This window comes from Flavobacterium endoglycinae, from assembly GCF_017352115.1.
GTDB classification, from domain to species: domain Bacteria; phylum Bacteroidota; class Bacteroidia; order Flavobacteriales; family Flavobacteriaceae; genus Flavobacterium; species Flavobacterium endoglycinae.
This window is the reverse complement of the sequence record NZ_CP071448.1, coordinates 1668768-1685611: the sequence shown is the minus strand read 5'-3', so window position 1 is coordinate 1685611 and position 16844 is coordinate 1668768. Positions and strand designations below refer to the sequence as shown.

Genomic DNA, 16844 nt, shown 5'->3' with positions numbered 1-16844 from the left:
TTTTTGTACCTCCAAACTTCCGTTAAAACAATGAAAAAAAATATAGTTCTTTTTGCACTTTTTGTTTTGCCAATTGTTGCCTATTTATTTTTTGCCTCGGGTGTAAACAGTTTTACAAAACTTCCCGTAATTACTCCTAAAATTGCCGACTTTGGCGATTGGAAATCCTTAGATGGTAAAAAAGTTTCTCTCAATAATAAAATAACAGTTTTAGGTTTTTCCGGTTCAGATATTTTAGCGAACAGAGGAAATTACTTTAATCTTAATGAAAAAATATACAAACGTTACCACGGATTTGAAGATCTTCAGTTTGTTGTTGTTTGTCCGTTAGGAACAGAAGCTGACGCACAGAAATTAGTAGACGCCTTAAAACCTTTTACAGATGTTTCTGGATGGAATTTTATTTTTGCATCACCAGATCAAATTCAGGCATTTTACAATCAGATGCATTTAAAAGGAAAGCTGAATGATAATTTGGGAACTTCAAATGTTTTTATTGTTGACAAAGAAAGAAATCTGAGAGGCAGAAATGAAGAGAAAGATTATAAAGAAGGATACGATACTTTCCATCCATCTGAATTGAGCAATGAAATGCTGGATGATTTCAAAATCGTTTTGTATGAATACCGCGCTGCCTTAAAGAAGAACCACAACGCTACTAAACAACTTTAAAATTACTTCACATGTTTAAAAATAAATCTTATATCGGGATTTCGTTTATTATTTTGATTTTCGGAATTTATGCAGTGCCAAAAATTGTTGATAGAATCAAAAATGATGATGTAGTAAAAGGAAATCGTTTAGATAACGTAGGTTCTAAAAACTCAAAATCGGACACTAAATTAATTACGATTGGGAAAGCTCCAAAATTTGAATTAACCAATCAAGACAACGTTAAAATTTCAAATGAAACGTATAAAGGAAAAGTATATGTTTTGGAATTTTTCTTTACAACCTGTCCCTCAATCTGTCCAAAGATGAATTTGAGTATGCTGGAAATTGAAAAAACATTCTTCGGAAATCCTAATTTCGGAATTGTTTCTATCACAATCGATCCAGTTCATGATACTCCACAGGTTTTAAAAGATCACGCTAAATTGTTAGGTGTAAAATCATCAAACTGGAATTTCTTAACTGGAGACCGACAAACTATTATGGATTTGTCAAACAAAGGATTTAACTTGTATGCTGGAGAAAATTCAAAAGTAAGCGGAGGTTTTGAACATTCGGGATTATTTGCTTTAATTGATAAAGACGGAAATATACGCTGTCGAAAAGATGAATTTGGAAACCCAAATATTTATTACGACGGTTTAGATAAAAAAGGCGTTAGAGAGATTCAGGAAGATATTAAAATACTATTAGAAGAATAAAAATGGAAGATCAATCATTAGAAAAAAAATACAATAAATATATTATAGCCGTTTCGATTATAGTACCGTTACTTGTGGGGATTTTGTTTGCGGTAAAATTAAAAGACTTTGGAATACACGTAGAGCCGCTTTCATTTTTACCTCCAATTTATTCTGCTACAAATGGTATTACTGCGATCGTTTTGATCGCAGCAGTAATAGCTGTTAAAAATGGAAAATTAAAATTGCACGAACGTTTAATGACTTTTGCAATAGCTTTGTCATTAGCATTTTTGGGTATGTATGTTGCTTATCATATGACAGCTGACTCAACTAAATTTGGTGATGTTAATCATGACGGAATTTTAGATGCAGTTGAAAAAGCAAAAGTAGGAGCTATTAGATATGTTTATGCTTTCATTTTAATTACGCATATTATCTTATCAATTGTTATTATACCATTTGTATTGGTTACATATGTTAGAGCGCTCGCTCAACGTTTTGACAAACATAGAAAAATTGCTAAAATAACTTTTCCGCTTTGGTTGTATGTAGCGGTTACAGGAGTTATAGTTTATTTAATGATTTCGCCTTATTATGTTTACTAAAAATAAAATCAAAGACTCAAATTCGAAATTTCAAAATATATTTTTTGGGATTTGTCTTTTCCTAATAGGGATTTCTTCCAATGCACAATGTGCTATGTGCCGTGCTGCACTTGCAGGAGATTCAAACGTAAAAAAAGCTGAAGCTGTAAACGACGGAATTGTTTTTCTAATGGTGATTCCGTATTTACTAGTAGCCATAATAGGTTTTCTTATTTATAAGATGTACCGTTCTAAAACAAAAAAGGCAGAATAATTATTCTGCCTTTTTTTGTACTGCATATAGTATTCCATCTCTTTCTTCACACTTTACAATGTCTAAATGCTTGAATTCATCCAAAGAATCGTTGTCGTACAATTCAAATATTTTATAATTTTCATTATCTAATATTTCGGCTTGGACTGGTTGCCATTGTTTGTTCTTATTGGATATCATGATTATAGTCATTGTAGAAAAACCTTCTGTCCAAGAATCTTGATTTAATTGCTGTTTAGAAATGACAAAATTTTCTGGTCTACTGCAAAAACCAGGCTTCGATTTTAATCTTTCAATGGCTTCTTTTGCAAGAATTTCTGAGGTATAAACTCCAATAAATTTAGTTTCTTCTATATCGTCAAGTTCATAAGTATGTTCTAAAATAAATACATTTTCCATTTTTGTTTTTTATTTTAAACGAATCATTTAAATACTTATTTTAACCCATTTACAGAAACATTTACAGTCCCGTTGATTTTTATAAATGCAATAATAGCCTGATTGGTTAATTGTATTTTGTCGAACTGAATATCCTCCATTTTCCCGTTTACAAAAACACCTGGCATTGGTGAATAATTTTTTAAATACGTGGCCATGCTTTTTTTGCCTTCTTCCAGATTAGGCTGTATAGAATAACGGCAGCTTTCTTCCATCTTTCTTAAAACATATCCTTGCGCCAGCCAGTTTGCGGTACGCATCAACTTACTTTTGGTATCTAATACGTAATCCAGTTTGTCAAAATAAATTTCTTTTGTTTGTGGATTGTATTGCGGAAATCCATTTAAATAAAGCGTTCCGTTTATTGAGCCTAACACATCAAGCGCGATAACCATTTTGCCGTCTTTATGCCAGATTGAAACATTCTTTACGGTTACTTTTTTACTTCCTGATCCAAATTCTTGGCCGGCAAAATTCTTCGTCATAATTTTAGAAGCATCCACATAACTTGATATCGCTGCAATATTGGCAGAAATCTGATTCGGAATTTTGGTCACTGGTTTTAAAGTAATTTTACTGGCATTAAATTTCGATTCAGGCTGTTTTCCAACTATGGTTTCCATGTTGCACTTCATACCCATTTCCATTAAAAAAGAATCATTTTTCAATTTGGCATTTGTCGAATAAATTTCAACTGGAACAATTCTTAACCAGCTTTCATACGTGTCGCTCATTTGAAAAGGAGTGCAGATTTTTTCCAAAGCACTTAAAACATTCGGCTTAAAATCCATTGATTTTTCAATTGCTTCGTCAATTTTGTGCTCTAGTTTAGATTTGAAAATTGAAATCGCAGGATTAATCAAATACGTAATCGGCATATTTTTTCCAAAAATGGTCATCGTTGGACTTTCGTTCCAGTCTAAAGATTTGAATTCCGTTTTTGTGCTTAATTTCCAATTTGTCAGTGCCGTTTCACTCGATAAAGTAATCACACCATTAAGGTTGAATTCTCTCGTATCGTAAAGTTCAACTCCTAATTTTTTAGTACCAATTCTATATTTAATAGTAGCCTTTAAAGGAAGAATGGTCTTAATTCTCTTATCAGGATTTGCCGGATCGTTCTGAATCTTTATGGGAGCCTGTTTCCAGATTTTCATCTCAATATCATCATCTTCGATATTGTTGTCTTCATAAATCAATCCATTTAGCAAAGTATTTGTCTGCGATTCAATATCGCTCAGTTTTACAGTTATTGGAAGATTTATAAAAGAAGGATTTGCATCATAAACCAACGGACTTGCATCATCTGGTTCAGGTTTAAGTGTGTCTATTTTTTGAGTAGAAGAACAGCTTAAAAATGTTGCGATTACCGCAAACAAAGAGATTGTTGAAGAGAACTTCATAATTGATGATTTTTTAAGTGAAGCAAAATTAAGAAAACTATTAATTTATTCTGAAAAAGTGTAACATTTGATAACAAACTCCGTCTTATTTAAATAGTAAAGCAAAACTATTAACGTTTTATTATCATAAATTACTTATAAAAAGCATTATTATTGTCCAAATAATTTAATAATACCATGATCGAAATCAAAGATTTACACAAATCCTATAAAATGGGAAGTTCACAGCTGCATGTGTTAAAAGGAATAAATTTTAATATAGCTGAAGGAGAATTAGTAGCGATCATGGGATCATCTGGATCTGGAAAATCAACTCTTCTTAATATTTTAGGAATTCTGGATGAAGCCGATTCTGGCAGTTATATTTTAGACAAAACTCCAATTAAAAAATTAAACGAAACGCTGGCTTCAAAATACCGAAATAAATTTTTAGGTTTCGTTTTTCAGTCGTTCAATCTTATCAATTATAAAAGCGCGCTCGACAATGTGGCAATGCCTTTGTACTATCAAGGTGTGAAACGAAAAGAGCGATATGAAATTGCCAAAAAATATCTGGAGAAAGTAGGTTTAGGTTCGCATTCGCATCATTTACCAAATGAACTTTCGGGAGGACAAAAACAACGTGTGGCCATTGCAAGAGCTCTGGCTTCTAATCCAAAAGTTTTATTGGCCGATGAACCAACAGGAGCTTTAGATACTAAAACTTCATATGAGGTTATGGAACTTATTCAGGGAATTAACGATGAAGGCAAAACCATTTTAATTGTAACACACGAACCTGATATTGCTGCAATGTGCAAGAGAAATGTAGTCCTGAAAGACGGATTAATTATTGACGATAAAATGGTTGAACAAGTTAGAGCTTCATCTTATGTTTAATATAGAACGCTGGCAGGAAATCTTTGAAGCAATTTCAAAGAATCGGCTTAGAACTTTTCTAACAGGAGTTTCTGTGGCATCCGGAATTTTTATTCTTGTGATTTTGTTAGGAGCTGGAAAAGGACTTCAGAACGGAATTGAAAAACAATTTGAACGTGACGCAGCCGGAATCATCGAAGTGTGGTCAGGTACCACCACCAAACAGTACAAAGGATTGAATCCGGGAAGACAAATCCAGTTTCGAAACAGTGATTATTCACAGTCGGTTCAAAAATTTGAAGACAAATTAGATTTAAGAGCTTCTACTCAAAACTATTGGGGACAACCTTTTTCGTATGGAAAAGAATCAGGAAGTTACCAATATAGAGGAGTTGATCCTGATTATGGAGGAATAGAAAACTTAACTATAGTTCAGGGACGTTTCGTGAATGCCAAAGATTTGGAAAGCAATGCTAAAGTGGCTGTTATCGGAATGAAATTAAAAACCGACTTACTGAAAGATAAAGAAGCGATAGGAGAAGAAATCTTAATTAACAATATTAGTTTCAAAGTAATTGGAGTTTTTACTGATCCAGGTGGAGAAAGAGAAGAAACGCGTGCTTATTTACCTTTAACAACTGTACAGAAAACTTTTGGAGGCGGAGACAAAATCAGCAATTTGTTTTTCACACTAAAAAAGACCGATAATTACGATGAAGCGCTGGCTCAGTCGGAAAAATTTACACAAGATTTAAAAGACTTATTAAAAAGTAAAAACGTTGTGGCGCCTGATGATGACAGTGGCGTAGGAGTTTATAATTCGGTTAAAGACGCTAAGCAGTTTTATGATTTGAACTTGTATATCCGATTGTTTTTCTGGTGGGTGGGTATTTGTACCATCATTGCCGGAGTGGTTGGAGTGAGTAACATTATGTTGATTATTGTAAAAGAAAGAACAAAAGAAATCGGAATTAGAAAAGCATTGGGAGCTTCTCCGTTTTCGATTATTTCAATGATACTTCACGAATCTATTTTTATTACGACAATTGCTGGATTTACAGGTCTTTTAGCTAGTTTAATGCTTTTGGAATTTGTGGGACCGATGGTTCAGAGTGAATATTTTAGAAATCCAGAAGTTGATTTCAGTGTGGCTTTAACAACACTCTTTTTGTTAGTGTTTGCTGGAGCCGCAGCCGGATTTTTCCCTGCCTACAGAGCAGCCAAAATTAAACCTATTGTAGCACTTAGAGACGAATAAATTATGTTTAGTAAAGATAATTGGGACGAGATTTTACAGGCATTGACGGCCAATGTATTCAGAACCATTCTGACTGCATTTGGAGTGTTCTGGGGCATATTTATTTTGGTAATATTGCTGGCAGCTGGAAAAGGATTGGAAAACGGTGTAAAAAAAGGATTTGACGGAATTGCCACAAATACCATGTTTATGTGGAGCCAGACAACTTCTAAAGCCTATAAAGGTTTGCCAAAAACACGACGTTATGATTTTAGAAACAGCGATGTGGCAGCTTTAAAAGCCGCACTTCCAGATTTATTATACGTTTCACCAAGAAATCAATTGGGGGATTTTAATGGAACTAATAACGTCGTTCGTGGTACTAAAACTTCTTCTTTTACTATTTATGGCGATTATCCAGAGCTAATCAAACAGCAGCCGATGGATATAGAAAAAGGAAGGTTTATGAACCAGCAGGATATTCAGGAAAAACGAAAAGTAGCGGTGATTGGTAAAGGAGTTATCAGCGAATTATACGGAAAAGAGGAAGAAGTAATAGGAACTTACATCAAAATAAACGGCATCAATTTTATGGTGGTCGGTGTTTATAAATCCAAACAACAGGGAGGAAATGCAGAACAGGAGCAGAAAAATATCTTTATTCCGTTTACTACATTTCAACAGGCTTTCAACTATGGAGATAAAGTAGGATGGATGGCGATTACAGCAAAAGATGAAACTTCTATTACTGATTTAAAACCAAAAATCCTTGAAATTATTAAGTCATTGCACTCTATACATCCAAGTGATGACAGAGCCGTTGGAAATTTTGACTTGTATGAACAATTCAACAAAGTACAAAGTTTGTTTAATATTTTAAATGTAATTGCTTACTTCGTAGGATCATTAGTTTTGATTTCGGGAGTAATCGGGATTTCAAATATTATGCTGATTGTGGTGAAAGAACGTACTAAAGAAATCGGAATCAGAAGAGCTTTAGGAGCGACACCAGCAGCAATCCGCGGACAAATTTTAACAGAATCTATCTTTTTAACGATCGTTTCAGGGATGTTAGGAATTGCTTTCGCAACAGGAGTAATTGCACTTTTAAATATGGCTTTAGAATCGATGCCGCCGGGAAGTGACACGATGTTTGCTAATCCAAGTGTCGATCTGCGAGTGGTATTTGTTGCCTTAATAATATTAGTTGGATCTGGTTTGCTGGCAGGATTTATCCCAGCGCAAACCGCAATAAGTGTGAAGCCTGTAGATGCTTTACGATCAGAATAAATTATCAATCAAAAAAATAATCGATTAAACCAAAAACAAATGAAAAAAGGAATAACCGTAACCATTTTAATTTTTATTGCCATCATTTTTTTTGGCGCACTTTACTATTTGTACGCAAAGAATCAAGAGTCGCCAGTTGTTTTTAAAACAGAAAAATCGGAAATTAAAACAATCGTAAAAAATACGATCGCTACCGGAAATATTCAGCCTGACGAAGAGGTCTTAATCAAACCAAACATTTCAGGAATTATTGAGCAAGTTTATATTAAAGCTGGAGAAAAAATCAAAGCGGGAGATATGATTGCTAAAATTAGAGTAGTAGCAAACGTATCAAATGTAAGTAGTACACAAAATCAAGTACAGACTGCAAAAATTGCTTTAGACAATCAGGAAAAAATCTATCAGAGACAAAAAACGCTTTTTGACAAAGATGTAATTTCTGCTAATGATTTTGATGCGGCACAATTAGCTTACAAACAAGCAAAACAAAATTACCAAGCGGCACTGCAAAGTTTGGATATCGTAAAAACAGGAACAACTTCTTCATTAGGAAGCTATGCAAATACTTTAATCCGTTCAACAGTTAACGGAATGGTTCTGGCTGTTCCTGTAAAAGTTGGAAATCAGGTTATTGAAAGTAACAACTTTAACGAAGGAACTACAATTGCAAGCGTTGCCGATGTGGGAAGAATGATTTTTATTGGAAAAATAGATGAGTCTGAAGTTGGAAAAATTAAAGAAAAAATGCCTATTGAAATCACAGTAGGAGCTATTGAAAATAAAAAATTCGATGCTGTTTTAACCGATATCGCGCCGAAAGGAGTTACAGAAAATGGAGCAATCCAGTTTGAAATAAAAGCTTCACTTCAAAATAGAGATGAAACATTTATTAGAGCAGGTTTAAGTGCCAACGCTTCTATCATTCTTGAAAAAGCCGAAAAAGTTATGGCTATCAAAGAATCATTGGTTCAATTTGATAAGAAAACACAAAAACCTTACGTTGAGGTAGAAACAACTCCTCAAAAATTCCAAAGAAGAGATTTGGTTTTAGGGGTAAGCGACGGAATTTACATTCAGGTAAAAAGCGGTCTTAAAAACACAGATAAAATTAAAATCTGGAATCAAGGTTTAATTGACGAGAAGGATAAAAAAGAAAATTAAAATTGTAAGAGTTTTTTGGTTTTTAAAAAATGTTAAATTTGCGTAATTCACAAACCGCACTTTATTAAAAATATATGAAAATAAATAAATATAATACCCTTGTTTTTGCCATGCTATTCGGTTTTGGATTAACCAGTCAGGCACAAACAAAACAATGGACTTTAGAAGAATGTGTGAGATATGCATTAGATAATAACATCACCATAAAACTGTCAGAGTTAGATGTAAAAACGGCTACTATTGACAAAAGAGGTGCTTTAGGAAGCTTTCTTCCAACAGTAAATGGAAATGCATCGCATTCATGGAATATCGGTTTGAACGTTAACCCTGTTACCAACATTGCGACTACTCAAACTACACAATATTCTTCTGTAGCCGTAAATGCAAATGTTGATATTTACAAAGGTCTTCAAAATCAAAATGCATATCGTAGATCACAGCTTTCTATTGTGGCTTCAAAATACCAATTGTTAAAAATGCAGGAAGATATTTCTTTGAACGTGGCGAATGCTTTCCTTCAAATTTTATCTAATAAAGAAGATTTAAAAGTGAAGAAAGAACAACTTGCTATTGATGAAAAACGTTACGCACGTTCTGAAGAAATGGTAAGTGCAGGAACAATTCCGCGTGGTGATTTATTTGATTTAAAAGCAACTGTTGCGACTGACAAACAAAATATTGCAGTTTCTGAAAACAACTTATTAATTTCTAAATTAAGTTTGGCACAGCTTCTTCAATTAAAAGAATTTGCAGATTTTGATGTTGTTGATGACACAAATGCAAAAGACGAAAATAATATCATGGCTCAAAGTCCAGTTGATATTTACAATAAAGCAAAAGAAACCAGAACGGAATTAAAATTAGCACAGACCAATCTGGAAATAGCGGAAAAAAACGTTACCATTGCAAAAGGTGCGTATCAGCCAACACTTAGAGGATTTTATCAATTTAGTACAAGTGCGAGTTATAGCGACAGATTAATTGGAACTGATGCTGGAGGAAATCCAATTTATGCAGGGCCAAATCCGGTTTTTGATCAGTTTAGTGATAACAAAGGACATAATTTTGGATTTCAGTTAAGTGTTCCTATCTTTAATGGTTTCTCGGCAAAAAATAACGTTGAAAGAAATAAAGTAACTTTAGAGAAATCTAAAATAGATTTAGAGCAAAAAAGTTTAGATTTGCAGCGTAATGTTTACACAGCATTTACAGATGCAAAAGCATCTTTAAATACATATGAATCAGCGACTGTTACGCTAGAAGCGAGACAACAGGCTTACAATTATGCTAAAGAAAAGTATGATGTAGGCTTGATGAATTCATTTGATTTTACACAGGCGCAAACATTGCTTACAAACGCACAATCAGACGTTATTAGAACAAAGTACGATTACATGTTCAAAATAAAAATACTTGAATTCTATTTTGGAATTCCAATTGTACCAATTATTGCAAAATAATTTATTATGTCAAAAAAATTAGTTTACTTCTTATCTGCCGCAGTATTTCTTATTATTGTTTTATTAATTCTTTCCAAAACTGGAGCATTAGGAAATAAAGATAAAGGGAAAGAAGTAGAAATCTCAAAAGTAACGGCTTCGACTATTATCGAAACTGTTTCGGCAACAGGTAAAATTCAGCCTGAGATAGAAGTAAAACTTTCATCTATGGTTTCCGGCGAAATTATCGCGCTAAACGTAAAAGAAGGTCAAGTTGTAAAAAAAGGAGATTTATTAGTAAAGATAAATCCTGATTTATATACTTCTGGATTAGAACGTTCTGTAGCTAATCTGGCCGGAACCAAAGCTAGTTTGACACAATCAGATGCCAGTTTTAAAGAAGCAAAAGCAAATTATGAACGTAATAAAACGTTATACGATAAAGGCGTAATTTCAAGATCTGACTGGGATAAAGCCATTTCTACGTATGAAGTCGCAAAAGCAACCAAACAAAGCGCTTATTATAATGTTGAAAGTGCTTCGGCATCTGTTACAGAAGCCAGAGACAATTTAGGACGAACTACTATTTATTCTCCTGCAGATGGTACAATTTCAGTATTAAATGTAGAATTAGGAGAACGTGTTTTGGGAACGCAGCAAATGGCGGGAACAGAACTTTTGCGAGTAGCCAATCTTAATAACATGGAAGTTGAAGTTGATGTAAACGAAAACGACATTGTAAAAATTAAAATTGGAGACGAAGCCAATGTTGAAGTTGATGCTTATCTAAAAAAGAAATTTAGAGGTGTAGTAACCAGTATTTCAAATTCGGCAAGTACAACATTAACCTCAGATCAGGTAACGAATTTTAAAGTTAAAGTGAGAATCCTGAAAGAATCGTATCAAGATTTATTAGAAGGAAAACCAGAAGCGTATTCACCATTCCGACCTGGAATGACGGCTACAGTTGATATCATTACAAAAACTAAATCAAATGTTTTGGCAGTGCCGATTAGTTCGGTTGTCGTGAAATCAGACACAACTGCTGTAAAAGATTTTAAAGTTGACGATCCAAATGAGAAAAAAGCAGCTCCGAAAAGCGATAAGAAATTCGAATGCGTTTTTGTAAAAGTTGGTGATAAAGCTAAAATCAGAATCATTAAAACTGGAATTCAAGACGATACTAATATTGAAGTAATGTCAGGATTAAAACCAGGCGATGTGGTAATTACTGGGCCTTATACCACTGTTTCTAAAGACCTGAATTCAGGAGATAAAGTAAAACTTAAAACAGCTGAGACTTCTAAAAAATAACTTCTTTTTATATTAAATTTTAAAATTACACACATTGTCTTTCATTCTAAACATCGAAACAGCAACCAAAAATTGTTCAGTATCCATTGCAAAAAACGGAGAAACTATTTTGTGTAAAGAAATCGCTGAAGAAGGATATTCGCATGCCGAAAAACTTCACGTTTTTATTGAAGAAGTAATTGCTGAATCAGGAATATCAGTACAGGATTTAAATGCTGTTGCTGTAAGTCAGGGACCAGGTTCTTATACGGGTTTACGAATTGGTGTTTCAGCGGCAAAAGGATTGTGTTATGCTTTAAATATTCCGTTAATTGCCGTTGATACTTTACAAACATTAGCTTCAAAAGCAGCTGTTTCTGAAGGTAAAATTATTCCAATGCTTGATGCCCGAAGAATGGAAGTTTACAGCGAGGTTTTTAATGCCAATTTAGAAGTAGAAAGAGCTATTGAAGCAGAAATTATTACAGAAGATTCATTTTCTGAATACACTGAAAAAATCTATTTTGTGGGAGATTGTGCAGAGAAATGCAAATCAGTTTTAACCAAAGATAATTTCGTGTTTTTAGAAGATATCAAATTTCCTTCGGCAAATGAAATGAGTAAAATCAGTTATGATAAATATCAAAAAAGCGACACTGTAGATGTCGCTTATTTTGAGCCTTATTATTTAAAAGATTTTATGATGACAACGCCATCAAAAAAACAATAAGTTTATTTTTGAATTGTAAACGGCTGAACCGAAATTCCTGCTTCGTCTAAAGCTGCTTTACAATTTTCAAGTGTTTCAGAAAAAACAGCTCCATAATTAGCATTTTTAGCCCACGGACGTACTGCAAAATCTACAGAACTTGCTGATAGGTTTTTTACAAAAACTTCAGGTGCGGGATTTTCAAGTACTTTTGGGTTTTTATGTAAAACCTCTAAAAGAATATCTTTTGCTTTTTTAATATCGGAATCATACGAAATTGAAAAAGTCAAATCGGCTCTTCTTTCTCCCTGCATCGAGTAATTAATAATAGTTCCGTTTGATAAAGCGCCATTTGGCACAAAAACAGTCTGATTGTTTCCTGTTAGCATTTTGGTTACAAAAATCTGAATTTCTAAAACGGTAGCAACAACTCCCTGAGCCTCGATAGTGTCGCCAACTTTAAAAGGTTTAAAAACAATAATCAGCATTCCTCCTGCAAAGTTAGAAAGTGATCCTTGTAATGATAAACCAACAGCAAGACCCATTGCTCCCAAAATGGCAACGAATGACGAAGTTTCGATTCCGAGTTTTGAAATGAAGGTTACAAACAATAAAATTCGTAATGCCCAAAGCAAAATATCGGCAAGGAAATTCCTTAAAGTTGGGTCAAGATTTCTCTTAACCATTATTTTTCTAATAATTCGATTTATTAATCGAATAGCGTACAATCCAATAAATAATATTAGGAATGCAGAGATTAATTTAGGCGAATAATCAATTAAAACATTGATAAATGTTGTAGCGTAATTACCCAGCTGATCCGGATTCATGTCCATGTTATTTCGAATAAAAAAACCTTCTCAAAAGAGAAGGTATATTAGTGCTGCAAATATAAAAATAATTTGTTTTTCGAAGTATACGAATCGTCTTTACTTGTCAGATTCTTCACTAAGTTCTGTTACAGATTCCTCGCTTACATCAAAGACGGTTTCTGCAGCTGTTTTGTGAGTATCTGCATCATCGATTATTGAATCAATGATGTCTTCTATTACGTCGGAAGCTTTGTCTGCATAGTCGATAATCGCATCTTTTGTTTCATTTGCAAAGTCGGCTGCGGTTTCCAAGATAGGTTCTGCAACTTCTTTAATTTTAGTAATTGTTTCTTCCGCAGTAGTTTCTGCTTTATCCGCTAAATCTTCTGCTGTTTCTTTGGCAGGACCAAATAAATTCTTAAAAAATGACGTTAATCCCATGTTTTTGGTGTATTAGTTGAGATTACAATATTAACAGTTTTTGCTGAAAAACAATTTTAATTTTAAAATAAATAATTGATAACTAATAAAATAAGGAAATAAAAAAAGCACCTCTTTTAGAGATGCTTTTTCAATATAATACAAAATGTATTTATGCATTTAAAGCTTCTACTTTGATAGCTTCATCGTTTAACATGCTTTTCAGCATATTTTCGATACCACTTTTTAAAGTAAATGTAGAAGATGGACATCCGCTGCAAGCTCCCTGAAGAATTACTTTTACTGTTTTATCATCTTCATTATAAGAATCAAAAGCAATATTTCCACCATCAGCAGCTACGGCTGGTTTTACGTATTCTTCTAGAATATTAATAATCTGCTGAGAAGTTACATCAAGCTTGTCAAAAGCTTCATCTTTTGCAGTGTCATTTTTGGCTGTAGTCTGGATCAAACTTTCATCAAGAACAGTTCCGCCGTTTTCAATAAACTGCTTAATAAACGTTCTTAATTCCAATGTGATTTCCTGCCAGTCGTTGATTTCGTATTTCGTTACCGAAATATAATTTTCATCGATAAAGATTTCTTTTACATACGGGAATTTAAATAATTCCTGTGCCAGTGGAGAAGAAGCTGTCTGATCGATATTTTTGTATTCAACAGCTGTTCTGGTAAGCATTCTGCTCACTACAAATTTTAAAGCCGCTGGATTTGGAGTAGTTTCTCCATAAACCGTAATAGGCTGCTTTTTAGGTTTGTTTTCATCAACTTTAACAATAACGCCTCCTTTGTCTACAAATGCAGTAATTTGTTCCGCAACTGCATCTTTTACATCATCCCAATCAACAATACTGTATCGTTCAATTGCGATAAAATTTCCTGAAATGTAAACTGTTTTTACAAATGGCAGATAAAACAATTGCTGCGCCAGCGGAGAAGCCTGTGCTTCGTCGATATTTTTGAATTCAAAACTTTGATTCTGAGTAATAAAGTCCTCAAATTCGAACTTTAAGATAGTTGGATTTTGAGTCTCTTTTATAGTGATTTTTGTCATGGTAGTAATTTTTTGCAAATTTACTAAAGTTATTTTCTACTAATACCTATATTTGATTTTTTAATGAAATAATTAAGACTCTTCTCAAATAATTCGTATTAAATTGCAAGAGTGAAAATTATACAAATACAAAATTGCCTTTATGAAATTTAAAACTAGGGTTTTATTCATTTTTTTAATTTGTTCTTTTTATTCTTATTCACAGGAAGGAATTCCAGTTTATTCGGATTATTTATCGGATAATTACTATTTGATTCACCCCTCAATGGCAGGTGCTGCCAATTGCGCTAAAATACGATTAACTGCCAGAAAACAATGGTTTGGCCAGGAAGAAGCGCCAACATTGCAGACTTTAAGTTTTAACGGAAGAGTATCAGATCGTTCTGGTGCCGGAATTATTGTTTTTAATGACAAAAACGGTTATCATTCGCAAAAAGGTGTAAAACTGACCTACGCCCATCATATTATGTTTTCGAGAGATGAACTGGATTTGAATCAGCTATCTTTTGGTATTAGCGGAGGATTAATTCAAAGCCAGTTAGACGAAACTAATTTTGGCGGAACTTTTGATCCTATTGTTTTTGGTGCGATTCAGAAGGATTCTTATTTCAATTTAGATATTGGAGCATCGTATAATTATCTTGATTTTTATGCTCATGCAACGGTTCAAGGTGTTCTTGAAACTAGAAGAGATTTGTATACAGATTATGAAAGCGATAATTTAAGAAAATACCTTTTGAGCGTAGGTTACGTATTTGGTAAACGAAATAGTATCACTTGGGAACCGTCTGTTTTATTTCAGTTATTTGATAAGACAAAAGAAAAATCTATTGACTTGAATTTAAAAGCCTATAAGAACATGGATTTTGGAAGTCTTTGGGCTGCATTATCGTATAGAAGAAGTTTTGATGGTGCAAGATATCTTGCAGGAAACAATACAGTTTCAAATCAAAAACTACAATATTTTACGCCAATTGTGGGATTGAATTTCAATAGATTTATGTTCGCATACACCTATACCCAAGTTACAGGAAATGTAAAATTTGATACTGGCGGATATCACCAGATCACACTGGGAATTGATTTATTTTGTAGAAAGGAACGTTACGATTGTAATTGTCCTGCGATTAATTAAAATTTTATTATGCTGATTAAATCTGTAAACGGAAAATCACCTTCTATACCAGAAGATTGTTATGTAGCTGAAAATGCAACTATTGTGGGAGATGTTTCTTTTGGAGAATCCTGCAGTGTTTGGTTTAATGCCGTTGTGAGAGGCGATGTGCATTTTATTAAAATAGGAAACAAAGTAAATATTCAGGATGGTGCTATTATTCATTGTACGTACCAAAAACACCCTACGATTATAGGAAACAATGTCTCAATTGGCCATAATGCAATTGTTCATGGCTGTACGATTCATGATAATGTTTTAATTGGAATGGGAGCTATTGTAATGGATAATTGTGTGGTAGAAAGCAATTCGATAATCGCAGCCGGAGCGGTTGTAACTCAAAATACAGTAATTCCTTCTGGAAGTATTTTTGCGGGCGTTCCTGCCAAAAAAGTAAAAGATATTGACCAATCTGATTTTGCTGGCGAAATTGGACGTATTTCAAATAATTACGTTATGTATTCGAGCTGGTTTAAAGAAGAATAGATTTAAAAAATTCCAGTAAAAAGAAATTCCAAATTCCAATCTTTGACAATGATTGGAGTTTGGAATTTTTATTTTGGGATTTACTATATTAAAGATTGATCTTCTCGAAAAAAGCATTTTTGTAGCTTTCGCTTATTGGAATTCGTTTGTCGCTAATCAAAACCTTATTTTTCTGGATTGATTTTACATGTTTTATATTGATGATATACGACCTGTGAATTCTTGAAAAACCTTTGTTTGACAGCAGATTTTCCAGTTTTATTAAGCTGATTAAAGTTAAAGTGAATTTGTTGTCTGTAGTGTAGATTTTTACATAATCCTTGAGACCTTCAATAAACAAAATATCAGAGAAATTAAGTTTAACGTTTTCATACTCGGCTCTTACAAACATGAAATCTTGTTCGACTTCAGTAACTGAACTGGTTTCTGAAACAGGCTGAACTGCCGCCGCCGGAGCATTGATCTGCTGCGCTCTTACTACTGATTTTAGAAAACGATGAAACGGAATTGGTTTTACCAAATAATCTACTGCTCCAAGATTAAAACCTTCAACAGCATAATCAGAATAAGCAGTCGTAAAGATTACTAAAGGTTTTTTTTCAATAGTATTTAAAAAATCTATTCCTGAAAAATGAGGCATTTGAATGTCTAGAAATATCAAATCAATATTATTTTGATTGATAAACGAAACGGCGTCGATAGCATTGTTAAAAGTATTGACTAATTCGAGTGAATCTACTTTTTTGACAAAATCTTCCAGTAATTCAACTGCTAACGGTTCATCATCTATAATTACACATTTCATTTGCTGGGGATTTATTTTAAAGTTGTTTTCACCG

The 16844-nt window shown here is 33.4% G+C and carries 19 protein-coding genes; 13 read left to right on the top strand and 6 right to left on the bottom strand.

From position 1 onward, the window contains the following. Window positions 1–30 precede the first annotated feature (30 nt). From J0383_RS07280 to J0383_RS07265, 4 genes are read left to right on the top strand one after another with little or no spacing between them, the layout of a single operon-like run. Window positions 31–672 (top strand): hypothetical protein, encoded by a 642-nt coding sequence (locus tag J0383_RS07280; RefSeq protein ID WP_207297757.1) that lies wholly within the window; start codon window positions 31–33, stop codon window positions 670–672. Window positions 673–683: 11 nt separating this feature from the next. After that, window positions 684–1373 carry an SCO family protein gene (locus J0383_RS07275; RefSeq protein WP_207297756.1) on the top strand — a complete coding sequence of 230 codons (690 nt, stop codon included), beginning with the start codon at window positions 684–686 and terminating at the stop codon, window positions 1371–1373. 2 nt (window positions 1374–1375) lie between these two features. Continuing rightward, window positions 1376–1960 carry a DUF420 domain-containing protein gene (locus tag J0383_RS07270; RefSeq protein ID WP_207297755.1) on the top strand — a complete coding sequence of 195 codons (585 nt, stop codon included), beginning with the start codon at window positions 1376–1378 and terminating at the stop codon, window positions 1958–1960. Further along, a complete protein-coding gene (locus J0383_RS07265) occupies window positions 1950–2213 on the top strand; it encodes a hypothetical protein (RefSeq protein WP_207297754.1) in 264 nt (87 codons plus the stop codon). Before J0383_RS07270 ends, J0383_RS07265 begins: the two co-directional genes overlap by 11 nt. Here the strand turns inward: J0383_RS07265 and J0383_RS07260 are convergent, their stop codons facing one another. Together J0383_RS07260 and J0383_RS07255 are read right to left on the bottom strand one after the other, a co-directional pair. Then, the gene (locus J0383_RS07260; RefSeq protein WP_207297753.1) at window positions 2214–2612 is read right to left on the bottom strand and encodes a DUF7336 domain-containing protein; all 399 of its coding nucleotides are present in this window, start codon (window positions 2610–2612) and stop codon (window positions 2214–2216) included. Between the two features lie 35 nt (window positions 2613–2647). Next, window positions 2648–4054, bottom strand: coding sequence for a DUF4403 family protein (locus J0383_RS07255; RefSeq protein ID WP_207297752.1), 1407 nt, complete (start codon window positions 4052–4054; stop codon window positions 2648–2650). 177 nt (window positions 4055–4231) lie between these two features. Here J0383_RS07255 and J0383_RS07250 point away from each other — a divergent pair, with 177 nt between their 5' ends. The 7 genes from J0383_RS07250 (at window position 4232) to tsaB (ending at window position 12062) form a co-directional block, all read left to right on the top strand. Then, the gene (locus tag J0383_RS07250) at window positions 4232–4933 is read left to right on the top strand and encodes an ABC transporter ATP-binding protein (RefSeq protein WP_207297751.1); all 702 of its coding nucleotides are present in this window, start codon (window positions 4232–4234) and stop codon (window positions 4931–4933) included. Then, the gene (locus J0383_RS07245) at window positions 4926–6170 is read left to right on the top strand and encodes an ABC transporter permease (protein WP_207297750.1); all 1245 of its coding nucleotides are present in this window, start codon (window positions 4926–4928) and stop codon (window positions 6168–6170) included. The genes J0383_RS07250 and J0383_RS07245 overlap by 8 nt, the downstream gene beginning before the upstream one ends. Before the next feature lie 3 nt (window positions 6171–6173). Next, entirely contained in the window at window positions 6174–7439 is a 1266-nt protein-coding gene (locus J0383_RS07240; RefSeq protein WP_207297749.1) for an ABC transporter permease, read from the top strand. A gap of 39 nt (window positions 7440–7478) precedes the next feature. Next, window positions 7479–8600 carry an efflux RND transporter periplasmic adaptor subunit gene (locus J0383_RS07235; protein WP_207297748.1) on the top strand — a complete coding sequence of 374 codons (1122 nt, stop codon included), beginning with the start codon at window positions 7479–7481 and terminating at the stop codon, window positions 8598–8600. A 74-nt stretch (window positions 8601–8674) separates the two neighbouring features. Beyond that, a complete protein-coding gene (locus tag J0383_RS07230; protein ID WP_207297747.1) occupies window positions 8675–10060 on the top strand; it encodes a TolC family protein in 1386 nt (461 codons plus the stop codon). 6 nt (window positions 10061–10066) lie between these two features. Next, the gene (locus tag J0383_RS07225; protein WP_207297746.1) at window positions 10067–11353 is read left to right on the top strand and encodes an efflux RND transporter periplasmic adaptor subunit; all 1287 of its coding nucleotides are present in this window, start codon (window positions 10067–10069) and stop codon (window positions 11351–11353) included. Between the two features lie 34 nt (window positions 11354–11387). Beyond that, the gene (tsaB, locus tag J0383_RS07220; protein ID WP_207297745.1) at window positions 11388–12062 is read left to right on the top strand and encodes a tRNA (adenosine(37)-N6)-threonylcarbamoyltransferase complex dimerization subunit type 1 TsaB; all 675 of its coding nucleotides are present in this window, start codon (window positions 11388–11390) and stop codon (window positions 12060–12062) included. Between the two features lie 2 nt (window positions 12063–12064). Here the strand turns inward: tsaB and J0383_RS07215 are convergent, their stop codons facing one another. From J0383_RS07215 to J0383_RS07205, 3 genes are all read right to left on the bottom strand, one after another. Continuing rightward, complete coding sequence (locus tag J0383_RS07215) at window positions 12065–12877, bottom strand: mechanosensitive ion channel family protein (protein WP_207297744.1); 813 nt, start codon at window positions 12875–12877, stop codon at window positions 12065–12067. A gap of 93 nt (window positions 12878–12970) precedes the next feature. Beyond that, complete coding sequence (locus J0383_RS07210; RefSeq protein WP_207297743.1) at window positions 12971–13294, bottom strand: YtxH domain-containing protein; 324 nt, start codon at window positions 13292–13294, stop codon at window positions 12971–12973. A gap of 151 nt (window positions 13295–13445) precedes the next feature. Further along, complete coding sequence (locus J0383_RS07205; RefSeq protein WP_207297742.1) at window positions 13446–14345, bottom strand: NifU family protein; 900 nt, start codon at window positions 14343–14345, stop codon at window positions 13446–13448. A 142-nt stretch (window positions 14346–14487) separates the two neighbouring features. Between J0383_RS07205 and J0383_RS07200 the strand changes: the two genes are divergently transcribed. After that, window positions 14488–15480 (top strand): PorP/SprF family type IX secretion system membrane protein, encoded by a 993-nt coding sequence (locus J0383_RS07200; RefSeq protein WP_207297741.1) that lies wholly within the window; start codon window positions 14488–14490, stop codon window positions 15478–15480. Between the two features lie 9 nt (window positions 15481–15489). Next, window positions 15490–16005, top strand: a complete 516-nt coding sequence (locus J0383_RS07195; RefSeq protein WP_207297740.1) for a gamma carbonic anhydrase family protein — start codon at window positions 15490–15492, stop codon at window positions 16003–16005. An 88-nt stretch (window positions 16006–16093) separates the two neighbouring features. Here J0383_RS07195 and J0383_RS07190 read toward each other — a convergent pair whose 3' ends face one another. Beyond that, complete coding sequence (locus tag J0383_RS07190) at window positions 16094–16810, bottom strand: LytR/AlgR family response regulator transcription factor (protein ID WP_207297739.1); 717 nt, start codon at window positions 16808–16810, stop codon at window positions 16094–16096. Between the last annotated feature and the right edge of the window lie 34 nt (window positions 16811–16844).

Coding starts and splice junctions, on each gene's coding strand:
- J0383_RS07240 (WP_207297749.1), top strand. CDS start 6,174: ATGTTTAGTAAAGATAATTGGGACGAGATTTTACAGGCATTGACGGCC.
- J0383_RS07270 (WP_207297755.1), top strand. CDS start 1,376: ATGGAAGATCAATCATTAGAAAAAAAATACAATAAATATATTATAGCC.
- J0383_RS07265 (WP_207297754.1), top strand. CDS start 1,950: ATGTTTACTAAAAATAAAATCAAAGACTCAAATTCGAAATTTCAAAAT.
- J0383_RS07195 (WP_207297740.1), top strand. CDS start 15,490: ATGCTGATTAAATCTGTAAACGGAAAATCACCTTCTATACCAGAAGAT.
- J0383_RS07205 (WP_207297742.1), bottom strand. CDS start 14,345: ATGACAAAAATCACTATAAAAGAGACTCAAAATCCAACTATCTTAAAG.
- J0383_RS07250 (WP_207297751.1), top strand. CDS start 4,232: ATGATCGAAATCAAAGATTTACACAAATCCTATAAAATGGGAAGTTCA.
- J0383_RS07235 (WP_207297748.1), top strand. CDS start 7,479: ATGAAAAAAGGAATAACCGTAACCATTTTAATTTTTATTGCCATCATT.
- J0383_RS07245 (WP_207297750.1), top strand. CDS start 4,926: ATGTTTAATATAGAACGCTGGCAGGAAATCTTTGAAGCAATTTCAAAG.
- J0383_RS07215 (WP_207297744.1), bottom strand. CDS start 12,877: ATGGACATGAATCCGGATCAGCTGGGTAATTACGCTACAACATTTATC.
- J0383_RS07260 (WP_207297753.1), bottom strand. CDS start 2,612: ATGGAAAATGTATTTATTTTAGAACATACTTATGAACTTGACGATATA.
- J0383_RS07230 (WP_207297747.1), top strand. CDS start 8,675: ATGAAAATAAATAAATATAATACCCTTGTTTTTGCCATGCTATTCGGT.
- J0383_RS07200 (WP_207297741.1), top strand. CDS start 14,488: ATGAAATTTAAAACTAGGGTTTTATTCATTTTTTTAATTTGTTCTTTT.
- J0383_RS07275 (WP_207297756.1), top strand. CDS start 684: ATGTTTAAAAATAAATCTTATATCGGGATTTCGTTTATTATTTTGATT.
- J0383_RS07190 (WP_207297739.1), bottom strand. CDS start 16,810: ATGAAATGTGTAATTATAGATGATGAACCGTTAGCAGTTGAATTACTG.
- J0383_RS07210 (WP_207297743.1), bottom strand. CDS start 13,294: ATGGGATTAACGTCATTTTTTAAGAATTTATTTGGTCCTGCCAAAGAA.
- J0383_RS07280 (WP_207297757.1), top strand. CDS start 31: ATGAAAAAAAATATAGTTCTTTTTGCACTTTTTGTTTTGCCAATTGTT.
- J0383_RS07225 (WP_207297746.1), top strand. CDS start 10,067: ATGTCAAAAAAATTAGTTTACTTCTTATCTGCCGCAGTATTTCTTATT.
- J0383_RS07255 (WP_207297752.1), bottom strand. CDS start 4,054: ATGAAGTTCTCTTCAACAATCTCTTTGTTTGCGGTAATCGCAACATTT.